Source organism: Rhizobium album (assembly GCF_003122325.1).
GTDB lineage: Bacteria > Pseudomonadota > Alphaproteobacteria > Rhizobiales > Rhizobiaceae > Metarhizobium > Metarhizobium album.
In genome coordinates this window covers 211,741-233,397 of the sequence record NZ_QFBC01000008.1, presented here as the reverse complement: position 1 = coordinate 233,397, position 21,657 = coordinate 211,741, and the positions used below count along the sequence as shown (strand labels likewise).

The following is a 21,657-nucleotide window of genomic DNA, read 5'->3' as shown; positions in this document are numbered from 1 at the left end:
TCCATGCACGCCCTCCTCCGCCCCTTCGCCATCAAGTCCTCGGGCGATCTCGCCCGCATCGGCGTCATCCTCGCGCTTTTCGGCCTCATCCTGTTTGGGGCGCTGCGCTACGACAACTTTCTGTCGCCATTCAACATCCTCAGCTTCCTGCGCTACAATTCCATGTTCGCGCTGATCGCGCTCGGCATGGCGCTCGTCATCATGACCGGCGGCATCGACCTTTCGGTCGGCGGCACGGCGGCAATGGCAAGCGTGGTCGCCGCCCTCCTCTCGCCCTATCACTGGGCGGCCGGGCTTTTCGGCGGCATGGCGGCAGGGCTCGCCATCGGGGCGCTGAACGGCTTCATCATCACGAAAATGCGCATCCAGCCCTTTATCGCCACGCTCGCGACCATGCTGGCGGCCTATGGCACCGGCCTGCTGCTCGCCAACAACCAGTCGGTCTCCGTCTCCTACGATACGGGCTTCACCGTCATCGGCCAGGATGATTTCCTCGGCTTCCCCATCCCCGCCTGGATCGGACTCGGCGCCTATGTCATTGGCTGGCTGGTGCTCGAAAAGCTGCCTGTCGGCCGCCATATCCTGGCGATCGGGGATGGCGAGGCGACGGCCGGGCTGATGGGACTCAAGGTCGAACGCACGCTCGCCGCTGTCTATCTCGCCTCCGGCATGCTCGCCGGCCTTGCAGGGGTGATCCTCGCCTCGCAATTCGGCGCCGGCCAGCCGACGGAGGGCGTGGGCTGGGAGCTTTTTGCCATCGCGTCGGTCGTGGTCGGCGGCACGCTGCTGACGGGCGGCTCGGGTTCGGTCGGGGCGACGCTTGCCGGCGCCCTGCTGCTTGCCATGGTCTTCAACATCCTGAACTTCGAAAACGGCCTCGGCTGGATTTCCCTGTCGGCCTACTGGCAATCCGTCATCCGTGGCGCCTTCCTGCTTGTCGTCGTCGTTTTGCAGGCCAAGCTGATGGCGCGGCACGAGGCACCGTGAGCGCCGGCGCCGTCTGAGGATCTCAGACCCCTCATCGAAATCTTCTCCCAGAAGCAATAATGCGGGCTGCCGGCCCGGCCGCGTCCAAATTTGGACACTGCAGCCTGTTTCGAAAGGAACACGGCGAAGCCACCGAGCCTGCTAGGACAATTTCATAGCCCGATTGTCGCCGGAGCAAAGAGGAGAGCGAAATGCACACGAAGCCGATACTCATCGAAGTCACCGTCAACGATCATCGCGGCCGCCAGCCGTTGGGCATCATGAGCGCGAAGCAGGCGCTCGAATTACCGGATCTGCCGAGCTTTGCATTTTCGCTTCCCCTCGAAGGCGACAGGGCGGTAACGCGAGGATACCTTCGCGCATTTGCCTGATCCGGCCGGCCGCCGAACCTGTTACCGCTTCATCCCCGCACCTGAAAGCGCTGCCGCTTCCTGATCCAACATGGCATCGATCAGCGCAAAAATCTCGCCGGCGCTGACCGGTTTGCCACCCCGCAGCTTGGAAGTCCCGTCCTTGGCGACAAGAACGGTGCAAAACTCACCGTCCACCACATCCATATCGCGCCGCAACCGCTCCGCGTCGAGCGGCGGCGGCGATCCGAACAGCGGCTGCACGGCGCTGCCGCGTATACGAAGCACGATCATGTCGCGCTCCGCAAGCCCGTCGCGCTCGGCCAGGACCAGGTTTTCCTGCCGCGCGGCAGCAGCGTTATCGCGATCCGAGAAGATCAAAAGCACCCGGTTGAGGCCCCGAAATGGCTGCAGGCCCTCCGCCGCCGGCTGCGGCGCCACGGGGGAGCCTAGAATTTCTGTCACCAGGGATTTCAGCATGGTTTCGCTCCTTGTCCCAGTTGAAACGACGGCGGCCCGCCGATGTTCCCGACAAGATCATGCCGTCATCGCTTCCCACTTCCGCCGGCCCAGCTTCGGCCACAGCATCAGCCAGGCGACCAGGACGAGGTTGACGCAATTCCATAAAAATCCATGCAGGAAGGCCAGGCGGTAGGAGCCGGTGGCATCGAAGATGTAGCCGGCGGCGAGCCCGCCGCACGCCATGCCAAGCACCGTTGCCATCAACACCAGGCTGATACGGACACCCGCTTCGCGAGGCGGCAGGTACTGGCGGATGATCACGGCATACATCGGCACGATGCCGCCCTGGAAGAGCCCGAACAGCCCGGAGATCACATAGAGCGACGACTGGCTGTTGAAAAACAGATAGAGCAGCAGCGCCAGGGCCTGCATGGACGAGCCGACGATCAGCATCGGCGCGGCGCCGATCCGGTCGGCGAATGCACCGGAAGCGAGGCGGCTGATCACGCCAAGGCCGAGCATCAGGGCGATGATCTGCGTACCGACGGCGACGCCATAACCAAGGTCGCCGCAATAGGCGACGATATGGACCTGCGGCATCGACATCGCCATGCAGCAGGCAAAGCCTGCAACGACAAGGATGGCCTGCAGCACGTTCGGCTTCAGGCCAAGCTCGTTGCGGGCGGCCTCCGTCACGGCCTCGGCCTGGGCATAGGTCGTGCTCTGCAGCCGGCGTCTCAACAACAGCCCCGTCGGCACCATCACGAGAGGGACGAACAGGCCAATGCCGATAAGGGTGGAACGCCAGCCATGCGTTGCCTGGAAATGCTCGATGATCAGCGGCCACACGGCTCCGGAAAGATAACTGCCGGAGGCGGCAAAGGCGACGGCGAGCGCCCGGTGCTTGCGGAACCAATGCGACAGATCCGATATCAGCGGCGCGAATCCGGCCGCTGACCCGAGACCGATCACCGCCGAAAGAACGGCGAATTGCCAGATATTGGTGGTGAGCGCAGCCATCACGTAACCGACGCACAGCAGGAACGCTCCGATCATCACGGGCAGGACGATGCCGACGCGGTCGGCCAGGCGACCCATGACAACGCCGCCGACGGCAAAACCAAGCATCGTGCCGGTATAGGGCAGCGACGCACCGCCTCGCACCGTGCCGAATTCGATCTCCAGTGTCGGCAGCAGCACGACCACCGACCAGTTGCCGACACAGGCAACGGTGCCGAGAACGAGCGTAAGAACGAGCCGCCACCAGGCGTAACCTGAATCGAGCTCGCCTGACGGCGTCGTCCTGTTTTCCAACATGGCCATTTCGAGATTTCCTTCGACTTCGGTTCTTGAACTTGAAGGCTCTCAAATCAGCGCCATGTTCAGTCTCCCTGTATAGCGGGTTTCGACGCTTTGATCCCGCGAAATGCTGGGCAGATATCGGTGCCGCAACGTTATGCCGATACGCTCCTTGGTCGCAGCAGATAGTCGTTTGCAACGGGATCGAACCCGACCACCTCCGCTCCTTCGGCAAAGGCACCCTGCAGGCGGTCCCGCAAGGCAAGTCTCGCCGTCAGGGGATCCGCCTCTCCCGAAGCGGTCGCCGGCGACAGAGGAATCCGCATCCAGCCGTCCGGGACCCTGCCAGACCCACCACCCGTCGATTTCTCGACGACATCGGGCTCGTCCAGGAACCAGTCGACCAGCAGGCGATCCGAAGGCAGGCCTTGGTTTATGCCGCCCATCGCACCATAATAGTCCTGGTGATATGTGCTCGATCGCGCCCCGAGGCAGCTCGTATTCAAGTTCGCGTTGACCGCGCGCATCGGATCGAAAGTCCAGCGCACGTGGCGAATGCCGCGCTCCAGGCACCAGCGCCGCTGATACCATTTCAGCTTGGCGCCAAGCCCCCGGCCACGCATGTCGTGCAGGACGGCAAGGCGATGGGAATGCTGGATATGGGCCGTCGCCGTCGGAAAGCCGAACACGTATCCGACCAGCTTGCCATCGGCAAAGGCGCCGCCGACAAGCCCCCCCTCTGCCTGGATGACCATCATCAGGTCGGCGGGATCCGGCGTATCGCCCTCTCCCCAGACGCGCGCCTGCAACGCCTCGGCCTCAAGGAATTCCGTCATGCCGGCGAGATCGCGGAACTGCACCTGCGTCATGCGCGGAAGCTTTCGCGCGACATCGTCACCGTCTCCAGAAAATCACTGTCGAGCCTGACGCCGATGCCCGGTCCGGCGGGCACTGGCATTCGTCCGTCCGTCGTCTCGAGCTTCTCCTCGACGATGTCGCGATGGAAATAACGGCTGGAGGACGAGGTGTCTCCGGGTTTGGAGAAATTCGCAAGGGTCGAAAGGTGGATGTTGTGCGCTCGTCCGATGCCGCTTTCAAGCATGCCGCCACACCAGACGGGAACGGAAAAAGCCGCCGACAGATCATGGATACGGATGGCATTGGCATGTCCGCCGGAACGACCCACCTTGATGTTGATCACCCGCGCCGCGTCTGCCTGCAGCGCCTTGCGTGCATCCTCCGGGCTGCGGATGCTTTCATCGAGGCAGATTGGCGTGTTGATACGCGCCTGCAGAACCGCGTGATCGTGGAGATCGTTCCAGGCAAGCGGCTGCTCGATGTAATCGAGATCGAAGGCATCGAGGCGCGCGAGCAGGGCGCTGTCGGCCAGGCTGTAGGCGCTGTTGGCATCGGCGGTCAGATGGATGTCCGCAAATGCGCTGCGAACCGCCTCGAGCAGGCGCAGGTCGTGCCCCGGCTTTATCTTGAGCTTTATGCGCTTGTAGCCCTGTGCCAGGTGATCGGCGACGCGGCCAAGCGTATCCTCGATCGATCCGATGCCGAGCGACACGCCGACATCGACCGCATCGCCTTCGCCGCCAAGGATGGTTTTCAGCGGCAGATCCAGCGATTTGGCCCAAAGGTCCCAGAAGGCCATCTCCAGCGTGGCCCGCGCCATCATATTGCCGCGCCATGGCTCCAGCTGCCGCGCAAGCTGGTGCGGGTTCGCAAACCGCCGGCCCAGAACGCCCGGCAACAAAGCACCGCGCAAAAACTCCATGGCGCCGGCGACGGTTTCTTCCAGATAGTCCGGCAGCGGATCCATGACCCCCTCCGCATATCCTTCGAGACCGTCGGCCTTCAGGGTCAGCAGCGGAAAAATCTTCTCATGCATCGTCCCCGTCGAGATCGTGAACGGCGTCACCAGCGGCAGGCGCACCAGCCGGAGTTCCGCGCCGTCAATCCGCAGATGATCGCGAACCTCTCGGCTGGTGACCGTACTTTTCATGAAACTTCCTCTCGCCGAACGACCCTTCATTCTGCCCGTCAGGCTAAGCGAATTTTGGTTTTCTTGCAAGATTGACCAGTTGACAGTTTTCTGTCAGTCTTTTGTGCAAGAGGGGAACACGTCATGCCGGACGACGCGCACGACAAGCAACGCGGTAACGGTGCGCCAGGCCCGAACGGGGACCTGCGCCAGCGCCTGACACACTCATCGGTCACGGGAACGCCGGCTGAACGGGCGATCGCAGCCTATCTTCTCACCAACCTGCAATCGCTGCCTTTCGAGACGGCTGCAACCGTCGCCGCGAAGATCGGTGTGTCGGAAGCTTCCATCGGGCGTTTCTGCCGAACGATCGGCTATCGCAGCCTGAAGGATTTCAAGGGCGGACTGCAGGCAGACCTCGGCAACCAGGCCTGGCTCATCGGCGATCGGCTGCAGGATTTTCATCGCCGCAGCCGGACGGGAAACGATGAACTGGCGCGCGCGCTCGAAAAGGAAATGGCCGCCCTCGTGGCTGTCTACGAGCTCGCCGCGACGCCGGCCTTCGAACGGGCCGTCAAGCGCCTGGCGCTTCGCCAGGCCATCTATGTCGCGGGCTTCCAGACGGAACGCGGCCATGCCAGCGAACTGGTGCACAATCTGCAATATCTTCGGCCGGGCGTCCATCTGGCCGATATCGCCGGCGGTCATTTCGGCGAGATCCTGCTTTCGCCGCCGGAAGATACCGGCCTTGTCCTCATCGACGGCCGTCGATATTCCCGCCTGACGCGGGACCTTGCCGCGGCAGCCCACAAGCAAGGGATACCCGTCACCCTCATCACCGATCCCTACTGCGATTGGGCAATGGAAATCGTCGACGAAGTCTTTGCCGTGCCGACGGACCTCAATCATTTCTGGGACACCACATCAGCCATGTCCTCGCTGATCGGCCTCTTCGTCAACGGCGTTTTCAAGGAACTCGGCGCCGAAGTGGAAACGCGCATGGCGAAGATCTCCGCCTATTACGACGATTTCATCGGACATACCGGAATGTTCCGCCGCCAGTAGCGGCCGGAAAACAGAACGATCGACCAGTAAAAATAAAAACCCGAGAGAGAGGAACACCATGAAAAGCCTGGCACTTCGCAAAACCCTCGCCGCTGCGGGCATCAGCCTTGCAGCCCTTTTGGCGAACCACGGCGCATCGCTCGCCCAGGAAGCCGTTTTCGTGATCGCGACCAACGAGGTCGGTGCACCGACCTACAATCCGATCAAGGCGTCGAACCTGAATATCGCCACCACCCTGTTGTTCGACCGCCTGGTTTCCCAGGATGCGGACCTTTCCTTCCACCCCTGGCTGGCGGAAAGCTGGGAGGAAGCGCCGGACGGCATGTCGTGGATCTTTCACCTGAAAAAGGGGGTGAAATTCCACAACGGCGAGCCCTTTAACGCCGAAACGATCGCCAAGTGGCTGGAACTCTTCAAGGCCAGCGAAAACGCCTACATGACGAAGGCGATCGCCAAGGTGGAGGTCATCGACGACGCGACGGTCAAGTTCGTGATGTCCAATCCCGAACCCAATCTTCTCTACAACTTTTCCTCCAGCTACCTCAGCATCATCGAACCGAAATCCTTCGTCGAACTGGGCGACAATTACGGCGTGACGGAAGTCTACGGCACCGGACCCTTCAAGCTCGAAAGCTTCGTCGTCGGTCAGGAAACCGTTCTCGTTCGCAACGATGACTACGCCTGGGCTTCGCCGCTCGCCAAGAACCGCGGGCCGGCCAAGATCGCCAAGCTGACGCTGAGAGAGATCGCCGAAGATTCCACGGCCTTCCTGGAACTGAAATCCGGCGGTGTCGACATGCTGCTTGGCGTGCCGACCGACTTCCTGACCGAGATCAAGGCACAGGATAATCTCGAGGTCCTGACCCTGCCCGGCCAGGATGTGGCCTACATGCCGATCAACGTCACCAAGGAACCGTTCACCGACATCAAGGTTCGTGAAGCAGCGGCAAAGGCGATCAACCAGAAGGAGATTCTCGACTCCGTTTATGGCGGCGTCGGCGAGGTGGCCAACACCTTCCTGATCTCGGCCCTGCCGGAGGCCGATATCGATGCCAAATACAAGATTTCCTACGATCCGGATCGATCCAACGCCCTTCTCGACGAAGCCGGCTGGGCGAAGGGCGCCGACGGCATCCGCGCCAAGGACGGCAAGCCGCTCAAGGTTTCGCTCTGGACGCAAAGCGACTCCAGCTTCCGCCGCCTGACCGAGGTCGTGCAGGCGGAACTCAAGGCCGTCGGCATCGACAGCGAGATTACCACCTTCGACAGTTCGTCGATCCGCGACCAGTACAAGAGCGGCAACCAGCAACTGGCCATCCGCTCCTACAACTGGGACAATGCCGACATTATCGACTGGTTCTTCGGCGGCGACCGGCTGGGCTATCCGAACGTCTCGATGTTCAACGATCCGAAGGCCGAAGAACTGCGCGCGAAGGCGATGACCGGCTCGAAGAACATGGCCGAGCGCATCCAGAACTTCAAAGCCTATCATGAATATGTGCTGTCGCAGTTCCCGATGGCGCCGATCTACCAGCCCGTCACCTCCGTCAGCTACAACAAGGACCGCCTGGTGCTGCCGGCGGAAATTCACGCGCCTTCGGTCGGGGCGACGGTCATCATGGACATCGAAGTCAAGGAGTGATGCGGACCGATACGCGAGGAGCCTGACATGCTTGCTTATGCCATCCGGCGCATTCTCATGCTGGTGCCCGTGTTCCTCGCGGTTTCCGTCATCATCTTTCTCATCCTGCATCTGCTGCCGGGCGATCCGATCGACAATCTCCTGAAGGTCGGGGCGCCCGTCGAGCAGCGTACGGAGATGATGGCACGCTACGGCCTCGACCGGCCGCTGCCGGTGCAATATGCCATCTGGCTCGGCAAATTGCTGACCGGCGACCTCGGGACGGCGATCGTCGCGCGCCGGCCGGTTGCAGACCTGATCGGCCAGGCGCTGCCGCATTCGCTGGCCCTCGGCGGCCTGGCGCTGCTCTTTTCGTCGGTCGTCGGCATTCTGCTGGGCTTCGTCGCCGCGCTCAATCGCGATCGTTTTCTTGACCGCGCCATCATGGGCGGCGTGCTGCTCGGTTCCACCTTGCCGAGCTTCTGGCTCGGCCTGCTTCTCATCCTTGCCTTTTCGGTGCAACTGGGCTGGTTCCCGGTCTCCGGCGCACGCAGCTGGTCCTCGCTCGTCCTGCCGGTGCTGACCATCGGCCTTGGCGGAACCGCGCTCGTGGCCCGCATCACCCGTGTGTCGATGATCGATGTCGCCTCGCGGGATTTCGTCATGCTGCTGCATGCCAAGGGCCTGTCGCCGCTGCGTATCCAGCTCCGGCATGTATTGCGGCACGCGCTGATCCCGGTCGTCACGATCCTCGCCCTGCGCATCGGCTGGATTCTCGGAGGAGCGGTGACCGTGGAGGTGGTCTTTGCAAGGCCGGGCCTCGGCACGCTGCTCATCAAGGCCCTCAACCAGCATGATTATCCCGTCGTGCAGGCAAGCCTGCTGATGCTGGCGATGGCGGTGATGCTCGGCACCCTCTTCGGCGACCTGTTGCAAGCGGCGATGGACCCGCGCGTCAGGGGGGCGCTTGCATGACCTTGTCGCGGCATCTCACCGTTTTGCGGACGATCTTGCGGCGCCCCGGCGGCGCCATAGCCGGCGCCTGGCTGGCATGCGTCGTGCTGGCCGCACTCTTCGCACCGCTTCTGACACCCTATGCCTATGATGCGCAGGTGTTGAAGGAAGCCTTCCAGCCATCGTCGGCCAGCCATCTTCTCGGCACGGACGAATTCGGCCGCGACCTGCTGACGCGCCTGATCTATGGCGCGCGCACATCGCTTTCGGTCAGCAGCATCTCCATCCTCATCTCGGTCGTCTGCGGCATGACGCTGGGGGCCGCTGCCGGCTATTTCGGCGGAAGCTTCGACCGCATGGTGACCACCGTCGTCGATCTCAGCTGGTCCTTTCCCGAAATCCTCATCGCGCTCATGCTGGTGGCGATCATCGGCCCCGGCACCAGCGGCACCATGGCCGCCATCGCCGTCGCCTATCTGGCGCAATTCGCGCGCCTCACCCGCGCGCAGATCATGACGCTGAAAAGTGAAACCTTCATCGAGGCGGCACAGAGCCTGGGCGCCAGCCATGGCCATATTCTCTTCCGCCACCTCGTGCCCAACGCCCTCGCACCCGTCCTGGTGAGCGCGATGCTGGCGACCGGTGACGCCATCATCCTCGAAGCGACGCTCGGCTTCTTCGGCCTCGGCGCGCAACCGCCGCTGCCGAGCTGGGGATCCATGATGTCCTCGGGTTCGGCACTCCTGTTCAAGGCGCCCTGGATCATCATCTTTCCCGGTCTCGCCGTCGCAGTGACCGTGGTGGCGATCAACCTCTTCGGCGATGCGCTCATTGCTGCCCTCGACATCAAGGATCAAGTCCGGAGGGGAAAATGACACCTCTTCTGCGCCTCACCGATGTCTGCGTCGATATCGGCCGCAAGCGACTGCTCGACGGTATCGGTCTGACGCTCGATCGCGGCCAGGTTCTCGGCCTCGTCGGTGAAAGCGGCTCGGGCAAGTCGTTGACCGCACTCGCGATAGCAGGGCTGCTGCCTCTGATCGGCGGCAAGGTCACCGGAGGCGCCATCCATTTCGACGGCATGGATCTGACCGCCATCGGCGAGGCCCGTCTCCGCAGCCTGCGCGGCAAACGGTTCGGCTTCGTCATGCAGAATCCGATGACCGCACTCGATGCCGTGCAGCGGATCGGCGAACAGATCGATATCGTCTCGCGGCTGCATCTCGGCCTGTCGGCGCAGGCGGCACGGCTGCGCACGCTCGATCTGATGGCGCAGCTTCGCATCGCCGAACCGAGTGCGGTGGCGGAAGCCTATCCTCACCAGCTCTCCGGCGGCATGAAGCAGCGTATCGTCATCGCCATGGCGCTGGCGGGCGACCCCGAGCTGATCATCGCCGATGAGCCGACGACGGCACTCGACGTCACGGTGCAGGCGCAGATCATCCAGATCCTCACGCGGCTTTCGCGTGATCGCGGCCTGGCATTGCTGCTGATCACCCACGACATGGGCGTGGTTGCGCAGGTCTGCGACCGCGTGGCCGTGCTCTATGCCGGGCGCATCGCCGAAGAGCGGGCGGTGGAGCCGATTTTCGAGGCCCCCTCCCATCCCTATACGGCCGCGCTCATCGGCTGCATTCCACGCGACGGCATGGCCCCGGGCAGCCTGCACGGCATTCCGGGCGCCGTCCCGGTATCCGGCCGCTATCCCTCCGGCTGTCGGTTCAACCCGCGCTGCACCCATGCCGCAGATCTCTGCCGGCAGGAACGCCCGGCACTGCGCGCCCTGCCGTCCGGCGGATCGGTCGCCTGTCATTTTGCCAAGGCGGAGACATCATGACGCAAGCGCTTCTTCAGGTCGAAGGACTGACCAAGCAATTTCATGCGGGCGGCGGCCTTTTTGCACGCCAACGCAGCATGACCGCGGTGCGCGCCGTCGACCTGACGATCAACCGCGCCGAAGTCGTCGGTGTCGTCGGCGAGTCCGGCTGCGGGAAATCGACGCTCGCCCGGCTCGTCATGCGCCTGATCGAACCGACGTCCGGCCGGGTGAGGCTCGACGGAACGGACATTACGGCCCTCTCTCCCAAGACCCTGCGCGCCGCACGGCGGCGGATGGCCATGGTCTTCCAGGATCCTTATTCCTCACTCGATCCACGCTACTCCATCGCCGATATCCTCGCGGAACCCTTCGTCGTGCAATCGCGCCGCATGCCGGCAAGAACGGTCGAAACCATGCTGGAAACCGTCGGTCTGCCGCAGACGATGGCGACGCAGTATCCACACCAGCTGTCCGGCGGACAGCGCCAGCGCATCGGCATCGCACGGGCGCTGGTATTGCAGCCGGAATTCATCGTACTCGACGAACCCACGGCGTCGCTGGATGTCTCCATCCAGGCCCAGATCATCGAGCTACTGTCATCGCTGCGCGACCGCTTCGGACTGACCTATCTTTTCATCTCCCACGATCTCGGCCTCGTTCGTTACTTCTGCAACCGGATCGTCGTCATGTATCTCGGCGCCGTCTGTGAAATTCTGCCCGATCCCAAATCAGCGCCCCGGCACCCTTATACCAGCGCCCTTCTCGCTTCCAATTTTTCGCCCGATCCCGCGGCCCGACGCACGCTCGCGCCGCTTGCCGGGGAAATCCCGTCCCCTTTCAACCTGCCGTCCGGCTGCGCCTTTGCCGGACGCTGTCCGCGCGTCACCGATATCTGCCGCATGCAGCAGCCGCCCCTCGTCGCCGAGGGCGGCCATGCGGTCGCCTGTTTCAATCCGCTCTAATCCCGTTACCGTCAGGATCGCCCCGATGTCCTTCCGCGTTCTCACTGCCGAATTCGTCCATGAAAGCAACACCTTCAAGAAAGGCAGCACGGATCTGGACGCCTTTCGACGCGAAACGCTCGATCTCGGCGACGTTGCGACGGGTCGGTTCGGTGACGTGAATGCCGAAATCGCCGGCTTCCTCGATGCCGGCCGGGAAGCCGGATGGACGATCCGGCATGTCGTTTCGGCACATGCCACGCCGGGCGCACGCGTTTCGCGGGCCGCATTCGATCACATTGCCGGCCTGATCTGCGATGCCGCGAGGGAAGAAGGTGGCGGGCTCGACGGCATCCTTCTCGGCCTGCACGGCGCCATGGTCCCGGATTTCTGTGAGGACGGAGAAGGTGAACTGCTGTCGCGGCTGCGCGCCATCGTCGGCCCCGAACTGCCGATCGCCGTCACGCTCGACCTTCACGCCATCGCCACGCCGGCGATGATCCGGCAGGCGCAGATCTTCGTGTCCTACAAGACCTATCCGCATATCGACATGCGCGAAACCGGCCGTCACGCCGGGCGCCTGCTCGATGCCGCAATGCGTGGGGCGACGCAACCCGCCACCTACCGCGCGCATCGCCCGATTCTGGAAGAAGCGAACTCGGGCCGGACCGACGTCCCGGAAACCGCAAGCCTCTACGACCGGGCCAAGGCACATGAAGCGGAAGCCGGCATCCTCGCCGTTTCGATCAACGCCTCCTTTGCCGAGGCGGATGTCGCGGAAGCGGGTCCGACCGTGCTTGTCACGCACGACACGCATGTCGCCGGCGCCGCCGACAGGGCACGCATGATTGCGGAAGACATCGCCGACACGATCTGGAAACAACGGGACAGCGTCTTCAACACCTTCCTGACCCCGGCCGCCGCCGCGCGCAGGGCAATGGAATTTGACGCCTCTTCCGGCCCGCTCGTCATCGCCGACTATGCCGACAATCCCGGTGCCGGCGCCTATGGCGACGCAACGGCCCTGCTTGCCGCCCTTCTCGAAGCGGGCGTCTCGGGCGGCGGATTTGCGCCGATCATCGATCCGGAAGCCGCTCGCTTCCTGCATAACCACAAGGTCGGCGATTCCGTCACGCTTCAGCTGGGCGGCAAGGTCGATCCGGTGTTCGGCGGAGGTCCTCTGACGCTCACCGGCACGATCGAACATCTGGCGGACGGCGTCTACACCGGCGACGGCCCGATCCTCGGCGGCATCACTCACACCTTCGGCCCAACGGCCGTCTTCAGGACCGGCGGGATCGACATTCTGGTGGTTTCCATCCCTGGTCAGATGCTGGATCTGCAGCAGTTGCGCACCTTCAACATCGAGCCGACGGCATTAAAATTCCTGGTGCTGAAATCGATGCAACATTTCCGGGCAGCCTTCGAGCCGCTGGCGGGGGAGGTGATCGTCTGCGACAGCGGCGCACTTGCCACGCCACGCGCGCAACTGCGCCCCTACAATCGCGTCAAGCGCCCGATCTGGCCGCTCGACAAGACCGGTTTCGAATTCGACAGGTAAGTCCCGAACATATGCTCGTCGCTCGGGCTACCTTTCCGCCAGATGGCCGATGAAGGTGCTGGCTTCGTAGTGCTTGCGGAACAGGCCGGCGTCGGCCAATGACGGAACGAGCCTTTCCAGCACCAGCCGCATCGATGTCACCGACCCGCCGGGCACGGCGATGAAACCATCGATCGCCGCGTCCGCCATCCAGTCCCGGATTTCGGCGAGCGCATCGTCGACCGTTCCGACGATTTGCCAATGCGCGGACGCCATGACTTCCGGCAGGCGCAGCAATTCATCGACGGTGGGTTCGTCGCGGAGGATCGCACGGCGCAGCAGTTCACTGTGGGTGCGGCTGCGCGGCGCCTGCGGCATCGTCGGGAGATCGCCGATGGTTATCCTTTTGTCCTGCGGCCAATCGGCGAGATCCAGACCGATCATGGCGCGGACGCTGGCGATTGCTCGTGCCCGGTCTGCGTGCGCATGGGTGGCGGCGAACAGATCCTTCGCTTCTGCCCGGCTGTCCGCCAGATAAAGACTGAGGCCGGGCATGACGAGAATATCGCCTGCCTGCCGCCCATGGCCTTCCGCCCTTCTGCGAAGGTCGAGGCGCAAATCCATCGCAGCCTGCTTGTCCGGGGTGGACGCGAAGACGGCGTCGGCGATCGACGCGGCAAAATTCCGTCCTGCCGGCGATGCGCCAGCCTGGATGAGCGGGACACGCGCATTTCCGAAGCACGGCAATGTCAGCGGCCCCTTGACGCTCAGATGCCTGCCCACATGCGCGATCGACCTGACCCGCGCGGTGTCGGCATACACGCCGCTAACGCGATCCGCCCTTATCGCATCCGCAGGGTAGCTTTCCCAAAGCAGGCGGACGACCTCCGTGAACTCCGCGGCGCGGGCATAACGCTCCTCGGCGGAGGGCATTTCGGCCAAGCCGAAATTCTCGTTGCCGTCGAGCGCCGTCACGATATTCCAGCCGGCCCTGCCATTGCTCAGCCAGTGAAGGGACTGGATCTGGCGCGCCACGACGTAGGGAGGCAGGAATGTCGTGGATACGGTCGAAAGCAGGCCTATCCGCGTCGTCTCCCGCGCCAGGGCGCGAGCAGGACCGTCGGATCCAGGCTGGTGAAACCCGGACCGCTCTCCAGCATCTGAGTCGGCAGGAACAAGGCGTCGGGGCGGAAGACGAAGTCGAGATGCGCAGCCTCGGACCGCCGCGCGATATCGAGGTAATAATCGCTCGAGAGAATACCTTCGACCTCGCTGTCGGCGCGCCGCCATGCATCCCCGCTGAGCCATGTGGGGGCGAGCGACATTCCGATGTGAAGTTTCCTGCACGCGCCCATGATCGATCACCGCCCCGTTCATCCCGCATTGCGGAAGTCATTCCGATTCTATAATAGCTTCTTTTATTACTCTAGTTTATCGGCGCGGCAAGCGGTTCGGAGCGGCTTCATGTCATCGCTCACATTATCCAACATCACTGCATCCTATGGAAAGACACCCGTCGTGACGGGTGTTTCCGCAGCGTTTGCGGCCGGACGGCTGACCGTGCTGGCGGGACCGAACGGATGCGGTAAATCGACCCTGCTCAGGACGATCATGGGGTTCCTGCCGGATATACGGGGTGACGTCAGCCTGGACGGCCAGCCCGTCACGAAAATCGGCCGGCGGATGCTGGCGCGGCGCATCGCCTATCTGGCGCAGGAAAGTTCCTGCCCGGACTACATGACGCTGGGAGAACTCGTCGAGCTTGGCGGTTACGCGCGCTACTCCCTGATGGGCGGGCCATCCGACCGCGATCGCCAGCTTTTCCGCGAAGCGCTGGAGACGGTGGGGCTGGCGGACAAGGCGCACCTTCCGGTCAACACGCTCTCGGGCGGCCAGCGCCAACGCGCCTGGATCGCCATGGTGCTGGCGCAGGACACCGACATCGTCCTGATGGACGAACCGGTCAACCATCTCGACGTGAAGTACCAGTACGCGGTACTTAGCCTTGTCCGTGCCCTGGTGCGAAACCATTGCAAGACCGTAATCATGGTGCTGCACGACCTCAACCTCGCCGCAGCCTTCGCCGACGACATCATTCTGATGAAGGCCGGCCGTATCCTGGCATCGGGTCCCGTGCCCTCGACCGTCACGAGCGAGAACGTCGCCCGGGTTTTCGACCTGGAGGCGGAGGTTTTCCCACGCGAGGGTCGCCTGGTCTTCCTCCCCCGCCTGCCCTCTTCCGAGGCGGCCAGCCCATGAGAAACCGCGTGCTTTTCCCGGCAGCGCTGGTGCTGCTGCTCCTGGCGGCGCTGGCGATACATTTGTTCGTCGGCCGCAACGCGCCGCCCGCCGCCGAGGTGATGGCGGCGCTCCTGAACGGCGAGGCGGAGAGCTACGACCAGTCCGTCGTCCTCTTCCAGCGCCTGCCGCGCGCCCTGATGGCGATCTATGCGGGCGCGATGACGGCCGCGGCCGGCTGCGTCCTGCAGGGTCTCGTGCGCAACCCCCTCGCCTCGCCCTCGACGCTCGGCATCAATTCCGGAGCGACGCTCGCCGTGATCTTCGGCGTCTTCCTGCTCGATATCCGCATTGAAACGCAAGGACTGGCCGCACTCGCCGGCGCCTGCGGCGGTTTTCTTGCATGTCTGGCCGTTGCCCGGCTGGCCGGCAGGCGCAACGATCCGCGCGGCCTATCGCTGATTTTGTCGGGAGCGCTGGTGTCGATGCTGCTGGTCGGTGCAACCAACGCACTCTTGCTGTCGGACCCCATGCGGCGCGCCGAATTTCTCGGCTGGGTGAGCGGAAACATCAATCACGTCTATATCGACCGGCTCTCTGCCTTCTGGTGGATCGGCGCCCTGTGCCTGCTTACCCTTGGCATGCTGTCGCGTGCCCTGACACTCATTCTGCTCGGCAGGGAAAAGGCTTTGTCCGCGGGCGTCAACGTCACGGCGGTATCGATGGCGTCTCTTACTGCCGCCGTGCTCGGCGCGGGCTCGGCTGTCGCGATCTGCGGACCGATCGGCTTCATCGGCCTTGTCGTTCCCCATCTCGTCCGCCCGCTCGCCGGCGCAAATATAAGCCTCGCCCTGCCGTGTTGTATCTTGTCAGGCGCAGTCCTGTGCCTTTTCGCCGACCTGGGAGCGAGGGAGCTTTTCCACCCCTATGTCTTGCATACGGGGCTGGTGTTGGACCTGCTCGGCGGACTGGCTTTCGCCATCATCGTCAAGCGGTTCTATCTCTCGCCTGACATGCGGGAACAGCTATGAGACCGGCGCGCGCCACCGACGGCAAGGCTGTCCTGCGCTTTTCTGGCGGATTGGAAATTCGGGTCGGCAATCTCCTTTCAGCTGCTGCTCTTCTTGTGACGGCGGTCCTTCTCGCAACCGTCTCGCTGGGTTCCGGAGCGACGGACGCTGGTCTCCTGCAACTCTTGCAGTCCATCGCCGGTGAGCCGGCATCCGCCGATCAGGCCTATGCACTTTGGACGGTGCGGCTGCCACGGATCGTCATGGGTTTCATGGCAGGCTGGGCGGTCGCGCTTGCCGGCGCCATGCTGCAGTCCATCACCCGGAATCCGCTTGCCGATCCGGGGCTGCTCGGTCTCAGCCAGGGGTCGATGACGACGATCATGCTGCTGCTCGTGCTTGCTCCTGCCGCACCGAAACTTGCCATTGCGGTTGCCGCCTTCGCAGGCGGGCTCGGGGTCGCGCTGGCGCTGCTGTGGCTGGTGGGTGGAGAAAGGGCAAGCGGTCTTGCGATACTGCTGATGGGCATAGCCGTGGAGACGGTCCTGTCTTCCGTCGGCTCCCTTCTTCTGCTCTACACCCCGCCGGAGACCTCGCTTGCCCTTGCCGACTGGATGGCGGGATCGCTTTTCCAGGCGAACTGGAGTGCCATCGGAACCTTTGCGCCGTTGTTCTTTGCGAGCTTGCTCGGCCTTTTCCTGCTGGGAAGAGCGACAAGCGCGCACGATCTCGGGGCCGAGCTTGCCATGAGCCTTGGCGAACCGGTCAGGCGCTCACGCCCTCTTCTGCTGATCTTCGCGGTTCTGCTGTCATCCTCGGCGGTTACGGCTGTCGGGCCGCTCACCTTTCTCGGCGTGCTCGCGCCCCGCCTCGCCGGTTTCCTATCTCCCGCCAGCGGACGCGCCCGGCTTTTCCTCTCGGCGCTGACCGGCGGAATCCTGGTCGTGGCGGCCGATACGCTCGCCCGCTCGATGATCGGAGACCTGCCCCTGCCGATCGGCCTCGGCCTGACGCTGATCGGCGTTTCGCTTTTCATCCTTGCGTTGCGCCTGCAGGCGCTTCGCCGATTGCAGCTCCATTGAAAGGTTCCTCATGCGCTTTCCCACACTCGCAACCGCAATCCTCATGGCAAGTTCGGCTCTGGCGGCCGACCGGTCGGTCACCGACGATACGGGACGTTCGGTCACAATACCCCAAGAGCCTGCCCGCGTGGTTGTCATGCACGAGCCGTTGCTCGGCCTGCCGCTGATGGAGCTTGGCGTCAATGTCGTCGGCAGCTACGGGCGCAAGGACGACGGCAGCTTCGTCACCGCAGTCGATTTCGTCGACACCGTCTTCGGGACAGGCCGGCCGAAACCGCGCGGCATCGGGCCTGTCGGACAGATCGACTTGGAAAAGCTGCGGGCGCTGGCTCCCGATCTCATCATCGGCATGGAGATTGACGTCGAAAAGGTCGAGCAGCTTTCCACCGTGGCGCCGGTCTATCTGCAGAATGTCAGCAGCGGCAAGGCACACGGCTTCAGCGTCGAGGAGGACCTCGCAACCGTCGTCGGCAAGAAGGAGGCGTTCGAGACGCGCCGCGCGGCCTATGCCGCCCGGGTGGAGGCCGTGCGCAAGACACTGCCGGCGGATGGAAAACCGAAGACCTATCTCGCCGTCTTCCTGACGGACCAGCTCAACGCGTTGGGCGACATGTCTGGCGCGGTGCAAGCTCTCGAAGACCTGGGTTATGCCAGGTTGCCGCTGACGGCGGAGAAAGCGCCGGCCGGCGAGGGAGGCTCGATGTTGCTCGTGCCTCTCGGCGCCGAAACGTTCGGACGCCTCGATCCCGATCTCCTCGTGCTGATGAATACCTACATGGGCGATGCCCGCGACGCGGACGGCACGAAGGCCGCCCTGGAGCGCATCGTTCCGGGCTGGGAGAAATTCGTGACCCCGGCGAAGGAGGGGCGCGTCCTCTACCTCGATTCCGCCAAAGTGTCGTTGCCGACCATCGCAAGCGCCGAACATACGCTCGACGCGATTGAGGCCTGGGCCAAACGGTAGGCCGGGGAAAAAGCTGCGTGGGCGAGCCGGATCAGGCTCGCCCGTTGATCAGATCAGAATTTTACCTTCAGACCGACGCCGTATTCACGCGGCTCCAGCATGGATGCCACGATGCCGCCGGCCGTGCGGTCGTCATACTTCCAGGTCGGCGCGCGTTCGTCGAAGATATTGTCGACATAGGCGTAGAGTTGCCAGTTTTCCTTCGGAGTGTATGTCGCGCGGGCGTTGGCCACCGTGTAGGAATCGACCCGGTAGGCCGGGTAGTTCTCATCCGTCGAATAATAACCGTCGGTGTGGCGCACTTCCGCGCTCAAGGTCACGTCTTCCGTGACATCCCAATCCACGCCGAAGTTCAACGTATAGCCCGGTGCCTTGCCGAACTCGTTTCCTTGGAAGGCGACACCGGCCGGGTTCGTGAAACGGCTGAGGTTGGTATGCAGCAAGCCGACGCCGGCGCGAATGCGCAGGTTATCCAGCGCCTCGTAGTCTGCGCTGACTTCCAGGCCGTAGGATTCCGCCTTGTCGGCGTTGAGAACGATGCTGCCGAAGAGCACGCCGTTCAGATAGTCGGGGACAACCCGCTGCGAGTTCTTGTGCTGGGTATAAAACACGTTCGCATTGACGGTCAGGCGGTCATCCAGGGTGCGTATCCGCGTAAACAGCTCGTAGTTCCACAGCGTTTCGGGATTGAACGAATAATATTGCCCCGTCACGAAGCTGAGGCCGGCGCCGCCCGGATTGTAACCCCGGTTGACAAGCGCGCCGACCGTGACGTCGGGTGTAATGTCGTAGGCGAGCGAGATCTTCGGCAGCAGGGCAGTGAAATTTTCGTCAAAGTCCAGCGCCTGCTTGCTGAAGCTGGACGTGCCCGAGCGCTGCACCCTGTCATACTGATAGCGCAGACCGGCGCTCAGCGACCATTGTTCCGCGAAACGCCACGTCGCCTCGGAGAAAAGGCCGAGGCTGTCCTTGGTATCGTCGAACTGCGAAACGCCGCGCGTATAAAGCAGGTCTTCGGATGTGACATGGTTGTAATAGATGCCGGCGACCGCGCTGAAGGCATCGTCTTCGCTGCCGATATTGATTCGTGTTTCGTTCGAGATGTCCTTGTAGTCCATCGTCGCGCCACCGTTCGTGAAGGGTTCGGCAACGCGTTTGGTATGGCCGTCCGAATACTGGAACTGATTGGTGAGCTTGATTCCGTTTGCAAAATCATAGCTCAGGTCATGGATCCCGGTCCATGTGCGCGCCTCGTAGGTCGGCATCGACAAGGTTGCGCTGTCCAGGTTTCCATAAGGAATGGAGGCCGCCTCCGATGTCGGCCGGTTCGATCGCATATGCGCAATCGTCAGCTTGGATTGAAGCTCAGGAATCTCGGCGGGTTGCCAGAGCAGCTTGAAGCGACCGCTGAAAGCCTCGAAATCCGTATCGGTTGCCCCCTTGTTGTAGAGACCGTTGATGTAGTCGATGAAGGTATCCCGGCCGCTGTAATCCAGCGCAAGGCGCGCCGCCAGTTCATCCTGGACGATCGGCCCCGAGACGGCGACGGACGCCCGCTTGTTGTTGCCGCTGCCATATTCGAGTTGTGCTGCGCCTTCAGGCGTAAACGTCGGATCCTTCGTATTGACGATGATAGCGCCGGCGATGCTGTTGGCGCCTTGCGTCGTCGTCTGCGGACCGCGGAAGACTTCGATATTGTCGACGTCCCAGACGCTCGTCGTTCCGAAGACGGTTTCCCAGAAGCCCAGATTATGGCCGTCGAGGTTGATCCTTGCGCGGGGAACGGTGCCGCCGAAGAATGCGCCCGAACCGAAGTTGGACCCCTGCCCGTCCATGCCGCGAATGACCGGGGCGCTGACCGTGTCGTGATAGAGGATGTTCGGCGTGTCGCGGACGAAATCGTCCACATGTGCGGCCTGAACCTTCTCCTCGATGTCTTCGGCCGTGACGACCGCGACGGAGCTTGCCGTGCGCTGGATGCTGCGCGCCACCTTTTCGCCCGTCACCACGATTGCCTTCAGTTCCGTGGGGCCTAGTCAAGTTCCACATTACAGAATGAGTTCCGCATTTCAATATCGCTGTCGCATGCAATTCCATCCGCGAAAAAATCCGGGCCAATCTGTTGCCCGCGTGCAACGGCGTGCCGCCGCCGCTCGATCACTGTTGATGGATCGCGACGCGGCCTCTATCTTCCCGGCGAACCGGGAGCGGCGGCATGCAGCTGACGGACTGTCGCGGCCATCACGCCAGAAGGTAAAGCACGTGCGTCAAAGCTCCTCTTCCCAAGCGCCCGACGAGGCGCCGACCGCCAAGCGATCTGGAACGATCCAATCCATTTCCATCGCTGCCCGCTTTCTCAACGCGCTTGCCGCGGCCCCCGGCCCCCTGGCCCTCAGCCTGCTTGCGCGGGAGACCGGCACGGGCCTGTCGACGGCCCACCGCTACATGCAAAGCCTCATCAAGGAGGGGCTCGCCACACAGGACGCGGCGACCGGGCTTTACGACCTGGGTTCCACTGCGCTCAATATCGGTGTCAGCGCCCTGAAGCGGATCGAGCCCGTCGAAATCGCCGCACGTCACATGAAGGAACTCGCGCGCAAGCACGCGGTCAGCGGCGGCGTGGCGATCTGGACCGACAGGGGCCCCGTGCTGGTCAGGTGGTATCGTAGCGCGTATTTCTCGATCAGTTCACTTGGACTGGGCGATGTCCTTCCAATCGACAACACCGCCTGCGGCCTGATGTTTCAGGCTTTTTTGCCAAAAGAGACGATCGGCAAGGCACGGCGCCTTCAACCCTCGCATTTCAGGGGAACGGCGGCCAAAAACGACCTGCTTTTATCGATCCGAGAGACCAGATGGGCCGAATTGACCAGTCACCTGCTGTCGGGCGTGACCGGACAGGCAGCGCCGGTCTTCGACGCGCAGAACGAGCTGGTGTGCGTCATGACCACGGTCACGGACCTAGGCCAACTGCGCACGCTGGAGGATCGCCATGCTCTCCTGTATGCCGCAAACGCCGTCAACAAGGAGACGAATGGTGGCCAGGCCGTAGCGCAGCATACCGGGTGAGCCTTGCCTGCCCTCGAACACCCATCGACGTCTCATAAGGACAGAACAACCGCGCCCAGGAGACCTGGCGGACCAGAACAGCGCCATCTCCCGATCCAGGACAACCAATGCGCCCATGGCGAGCGCGACCAGCACCACGGCGGCGGTGGCCGTCGCCATGACGAGCCCCGTTCGACCACGCCTGCCCGTTTTGAGCGACCACAGACGGCCGGCAGCACCGCTGCCGGCAACATCGCGTTCCCGTTGGTCCGGCACGCCTGTTGTGTGCC

General features: G+C 63.2%; 19 protein-coding genes and 1 pseudogene. 14 read left to right on the top strand and 6 right to left on the bottom strand.

Annotated elements, in window-relative coordinates; all coding sequences use genetic code 11:
• Nucleotides 1–3: 3 nt before the first annotated feature.
• Nucleotides 4–987, top strand: coding sequence for an ABC transporter permease (locus DEM27_RS18630; protein WP_109459751.1), 984 nt, complete (start codon nt 4–6; stop codon nt 985–987).
• Between the two features lie 191 nt (nt 988–1,178).
• On the top strand, nt 1,179–1,358 hold the full coding sequence (locus DEM27_RS18625) for a hypothetical protein (protein ID WP_109459750.1): 180 nt from the start codon (nt 1,179–1,181) through the stop codon (nt 1,356–1,358).
• Nucleotides 1,359–1,379: 21 nt separating this feature from the next.
• Here DEM27_RS18625 and DEM27_RS18620 read toward each other — a convergent pair whose 3' ends face one another.
• From DEM27_RS18620 to menC, 4 genes are all read right to left on the bottom strand, one after another.
• Nucleotides 1,380–1,817, bottom strand: a complete 438-nt coding sequence (locus DEM27_RS18620) for a DUF4174 domain-containing protein (RefSeq protein ID WP_109459749.1) — start codon at nt 1,815–1,817, stop codon at nt 1,380–1,382.
• Nucleotides 1,818–1,874: 57 nt separating this feature from the next.
• Nucleotides 1,875–3,122: an MFS transporter gene (locus DEM27_RS18615; protein WP_109459748.1), complete on the bottom strand. Its 1,248-nt coding sequence runs from the start codon at nt 3,120–3,122 to the stop codon at nt 1,875–1,877.
• 131 nt (nt 3,123–3,253) lie between these two features.
• The gene (locus tag DEM27_RS18610) at nt 3,254–3,967 is read right to left on the bottom strand and encodes a GNAT family N-acetyltransferase (protein WP_109459747.1); all 714 of its coding nucleotides are present in this window, start codon (nt 3,965–3,967) and stop codon (nt 3,254–3,256) included.
• On the bottom strand, nt 3,964–5,106 hold the full coding sequence (menC, locus tag DEM27_RS18605; RefSeq protein WP_109459746.1) for an o-succinylbenzoate synthase: 1,143 nt from the start codon (nt 5,104–5,106) through the stop codon (nt 3,964–3,966). Before menC ends, DEM27_RS18610 begins: the two co-directional genes overlap by 4 nt.
• A gap of 123 nt (nt 5,107–5,229) precedes the next feature.
• Here menC and DEM27_RS18600 point away from each other — a divergent pair, with 123 nt between their 5' ends.
• From DEM27_RS18600 to DEM27_RS18570, 7 genes are read left to right on the top strand one after another with little or no spacing between them, the layout of a single operon-like run.
• Entirely contained in the window at nt 5,230–6,150 is a 921-nt protein-coding gene (locus tag DEM27_RS18600; RefSeq protein WP_109459745.1) for a MurR/RpiR family transcriptional regulator, read from the top strand.
• Between the two features lie 58 nt (nt 6,151–6,208).
• Nucleotides 6,209–7,792 (top strand): ABC transporter substrate-binding protein, encoded by a 1,584-nt coding sequence (locus DEM27_RS18595; RefSeq protein WP_109459744.1) that lies wholly within the window; start codon nt 6,209–6,211, stop codon nt 7,790–7,792.
• Nucleotides 7,793–7,819: 27 nt separating this feature from the next.
• On the top strand, nt 7,820–8,746 hold the full coding sequence (locus tag DEM27_RS18590; RefSeq protein WP_109459743.1) for an ABC transporter permease: 927 nt from the start codon (nt 7,820–7,822) through the stop codon (nt 8,744–8,746).
• Nucleotides 8,743–9,600, top strand: a complete 858-nt coding sequence (locus DEM27_RS18585) for an ABC transporter permease (RefSeq protein ID WP_109459742.1) — start codon at nt 8,743–8,745, stop codon at nt 9,598–9,600. The genes DEM27_RS18590 and DEM27_RS18585 overlap by 4 nt, the downstream gene beginning before the upstream one ends.
• Nucleotides 9,597–10,562: an ABC transporter ATP-binding protein gene (locus tag DEM27_RS18580; protein ID WP_109459741.1), complete on the top strand. Its 966-nt coding sequence runs from the start codon at nt 9,597–9,599 to the stop codon at nt 10,560–10,562. The genes DEM27_RS18585 and DEM27_RS18580 overlap by 4 nt, the downstream gene beginning before the upstream one ends.
• The gene (locus DEM27_RS18575; protein ID WP_109459740.1) at nt 10,559–11,506 is read left to right on the top strand and encodes an ABC transporter ATP-binding protein; all 948 of its coding nucleotides are present in this window, start codon (nt 10,559–10,561) and stop codon (nt 11,504–11,506) included. Before DEM27_RS18580 ends, DEM27_RS18575 begins: the two co-directional genes overlap by 4 nt.
• Before the next feature lie 25 nt (nt 11,507–11,531).
• Nucleotides 11,532–13,046, top strand: a complete 1,515-nt coding sequence (locus DEM27_RS18570) for a M81 family metallopeptidase (protein WP_109459739.1) — start codon at nt 11,532–11,534, stop codon at nt 13,044–13,046.
• 27 nt (nt 13,047–13,073) lie between these two features.
• Here the strand turns inward: DEM27_RS18570 and DEM27_RS18565 are convergent.
• Nucleotides 13,074–14,380: pseudogene (locus tag DEM27_RS18565) on the bottom strand (NtaA/DmoA family FMN-dependent monooxygenase).
• Nucleotides 14,381–14,489: 109 nt separating this feature from the next.
• Between DEM27_RS18565 and DEM27_RS18560 the strand changes: the two are divergent.
• Genes DEM27_RS18560 through DEM27_RS18545 form a run of 4 tightly spaced genes read left to right on the top strand, consistent with a single transcriptional unit; the run spans nt 14,490 to nt 18,319 of the window.
• Nucleotides 14,490–15,284: an ABC transporter ATP-binding protein gene (locus DEM27_RS18560; protein ID WP_109459738.1), complete on the top strand. Its 795-nt coding sequence runs from the start codon at nt 14,490–14,492 to the stop codon at nt 15,282–15,284.
• Nucleotides 15,281–16,294, top strand: coding sequence for a FecCD family ABC transporter permease (locus DEM27_RS18555; RefSeq protein ID WP_109459737.1), 1,014 nt, complete (start codon nt 15,281–15,283; stop codon nt 16,292–16,294). Before DEM27_RS18560 ends, DEM27_RS18555 begins: the two co-directional genes overlap by 4 nt.
• Nucleotides 16,291–17,355 (top strand): FecCD family ABC transporter permease, encoded by a 1,065-nt coding sequence (locus DEM27_RS18550; RefSeq protein ID WP_109459736.1) that lies wholly within the window; start codon nt 16,291–16,293, stop codon nt 17,353–17,355. Before DEM27_RS18555 ends, DEM27_RS18550 begins: the two co-directional genes overlap by 4 nt.
• A 43-nt stretch (nt 17,356–17,398) precedes the next feature.
• Nucleotides 17,399–18,319: an ABC transporter substrate-binding protein gene (locus DEM27_RS18545; RefSeq protein WP_245445923.1), complete on the top strand. Its 921-nt coding sequence runs from the start codon at nt 17,399–17,401 to the stop codon at nt 18,317–18,319.
• 53 nt (nt 18,320–18,372) lie between these two features.
• Here the strand turns inward: DEM27_RS18545 and DEM27_RS18540 are convergent, their stop codons facing one another.
• Nucleotides 18,373–20,325 carry a TonB-dependent receptor gene (locus tag DEM27_RS18540; protein WP_245445921.1) on the bottom strand — a complete coding sequence of 651 codons (1,953 nt, stop codon included), beginning with the start codon at nt 20,323–20,325 and terminating at the stop codon, nt 18,373–18,375.
• Here DEM27_RS18540 and DEM27_RS18535 point away from each other — a divergent pair.
• The gene (locus DEM27_RS18535) at nt 20,297–21,388 is read left to right on the top strand and encodes an IclR family transcriptional regulator (RefSeq protein ID WP_420028838.1); all 1,092 of its coding nucleotides are present in this window, start codon (nt 20,297–20,299) and stop codon (nt 21,386–21,388) included. The genes DEM27_RS18540 and DEM27_RS18535 overlap by 29 nt on opposite strands.
• Nucleotides 21,389–21,657: the final 269 nt, after the last annotated feature.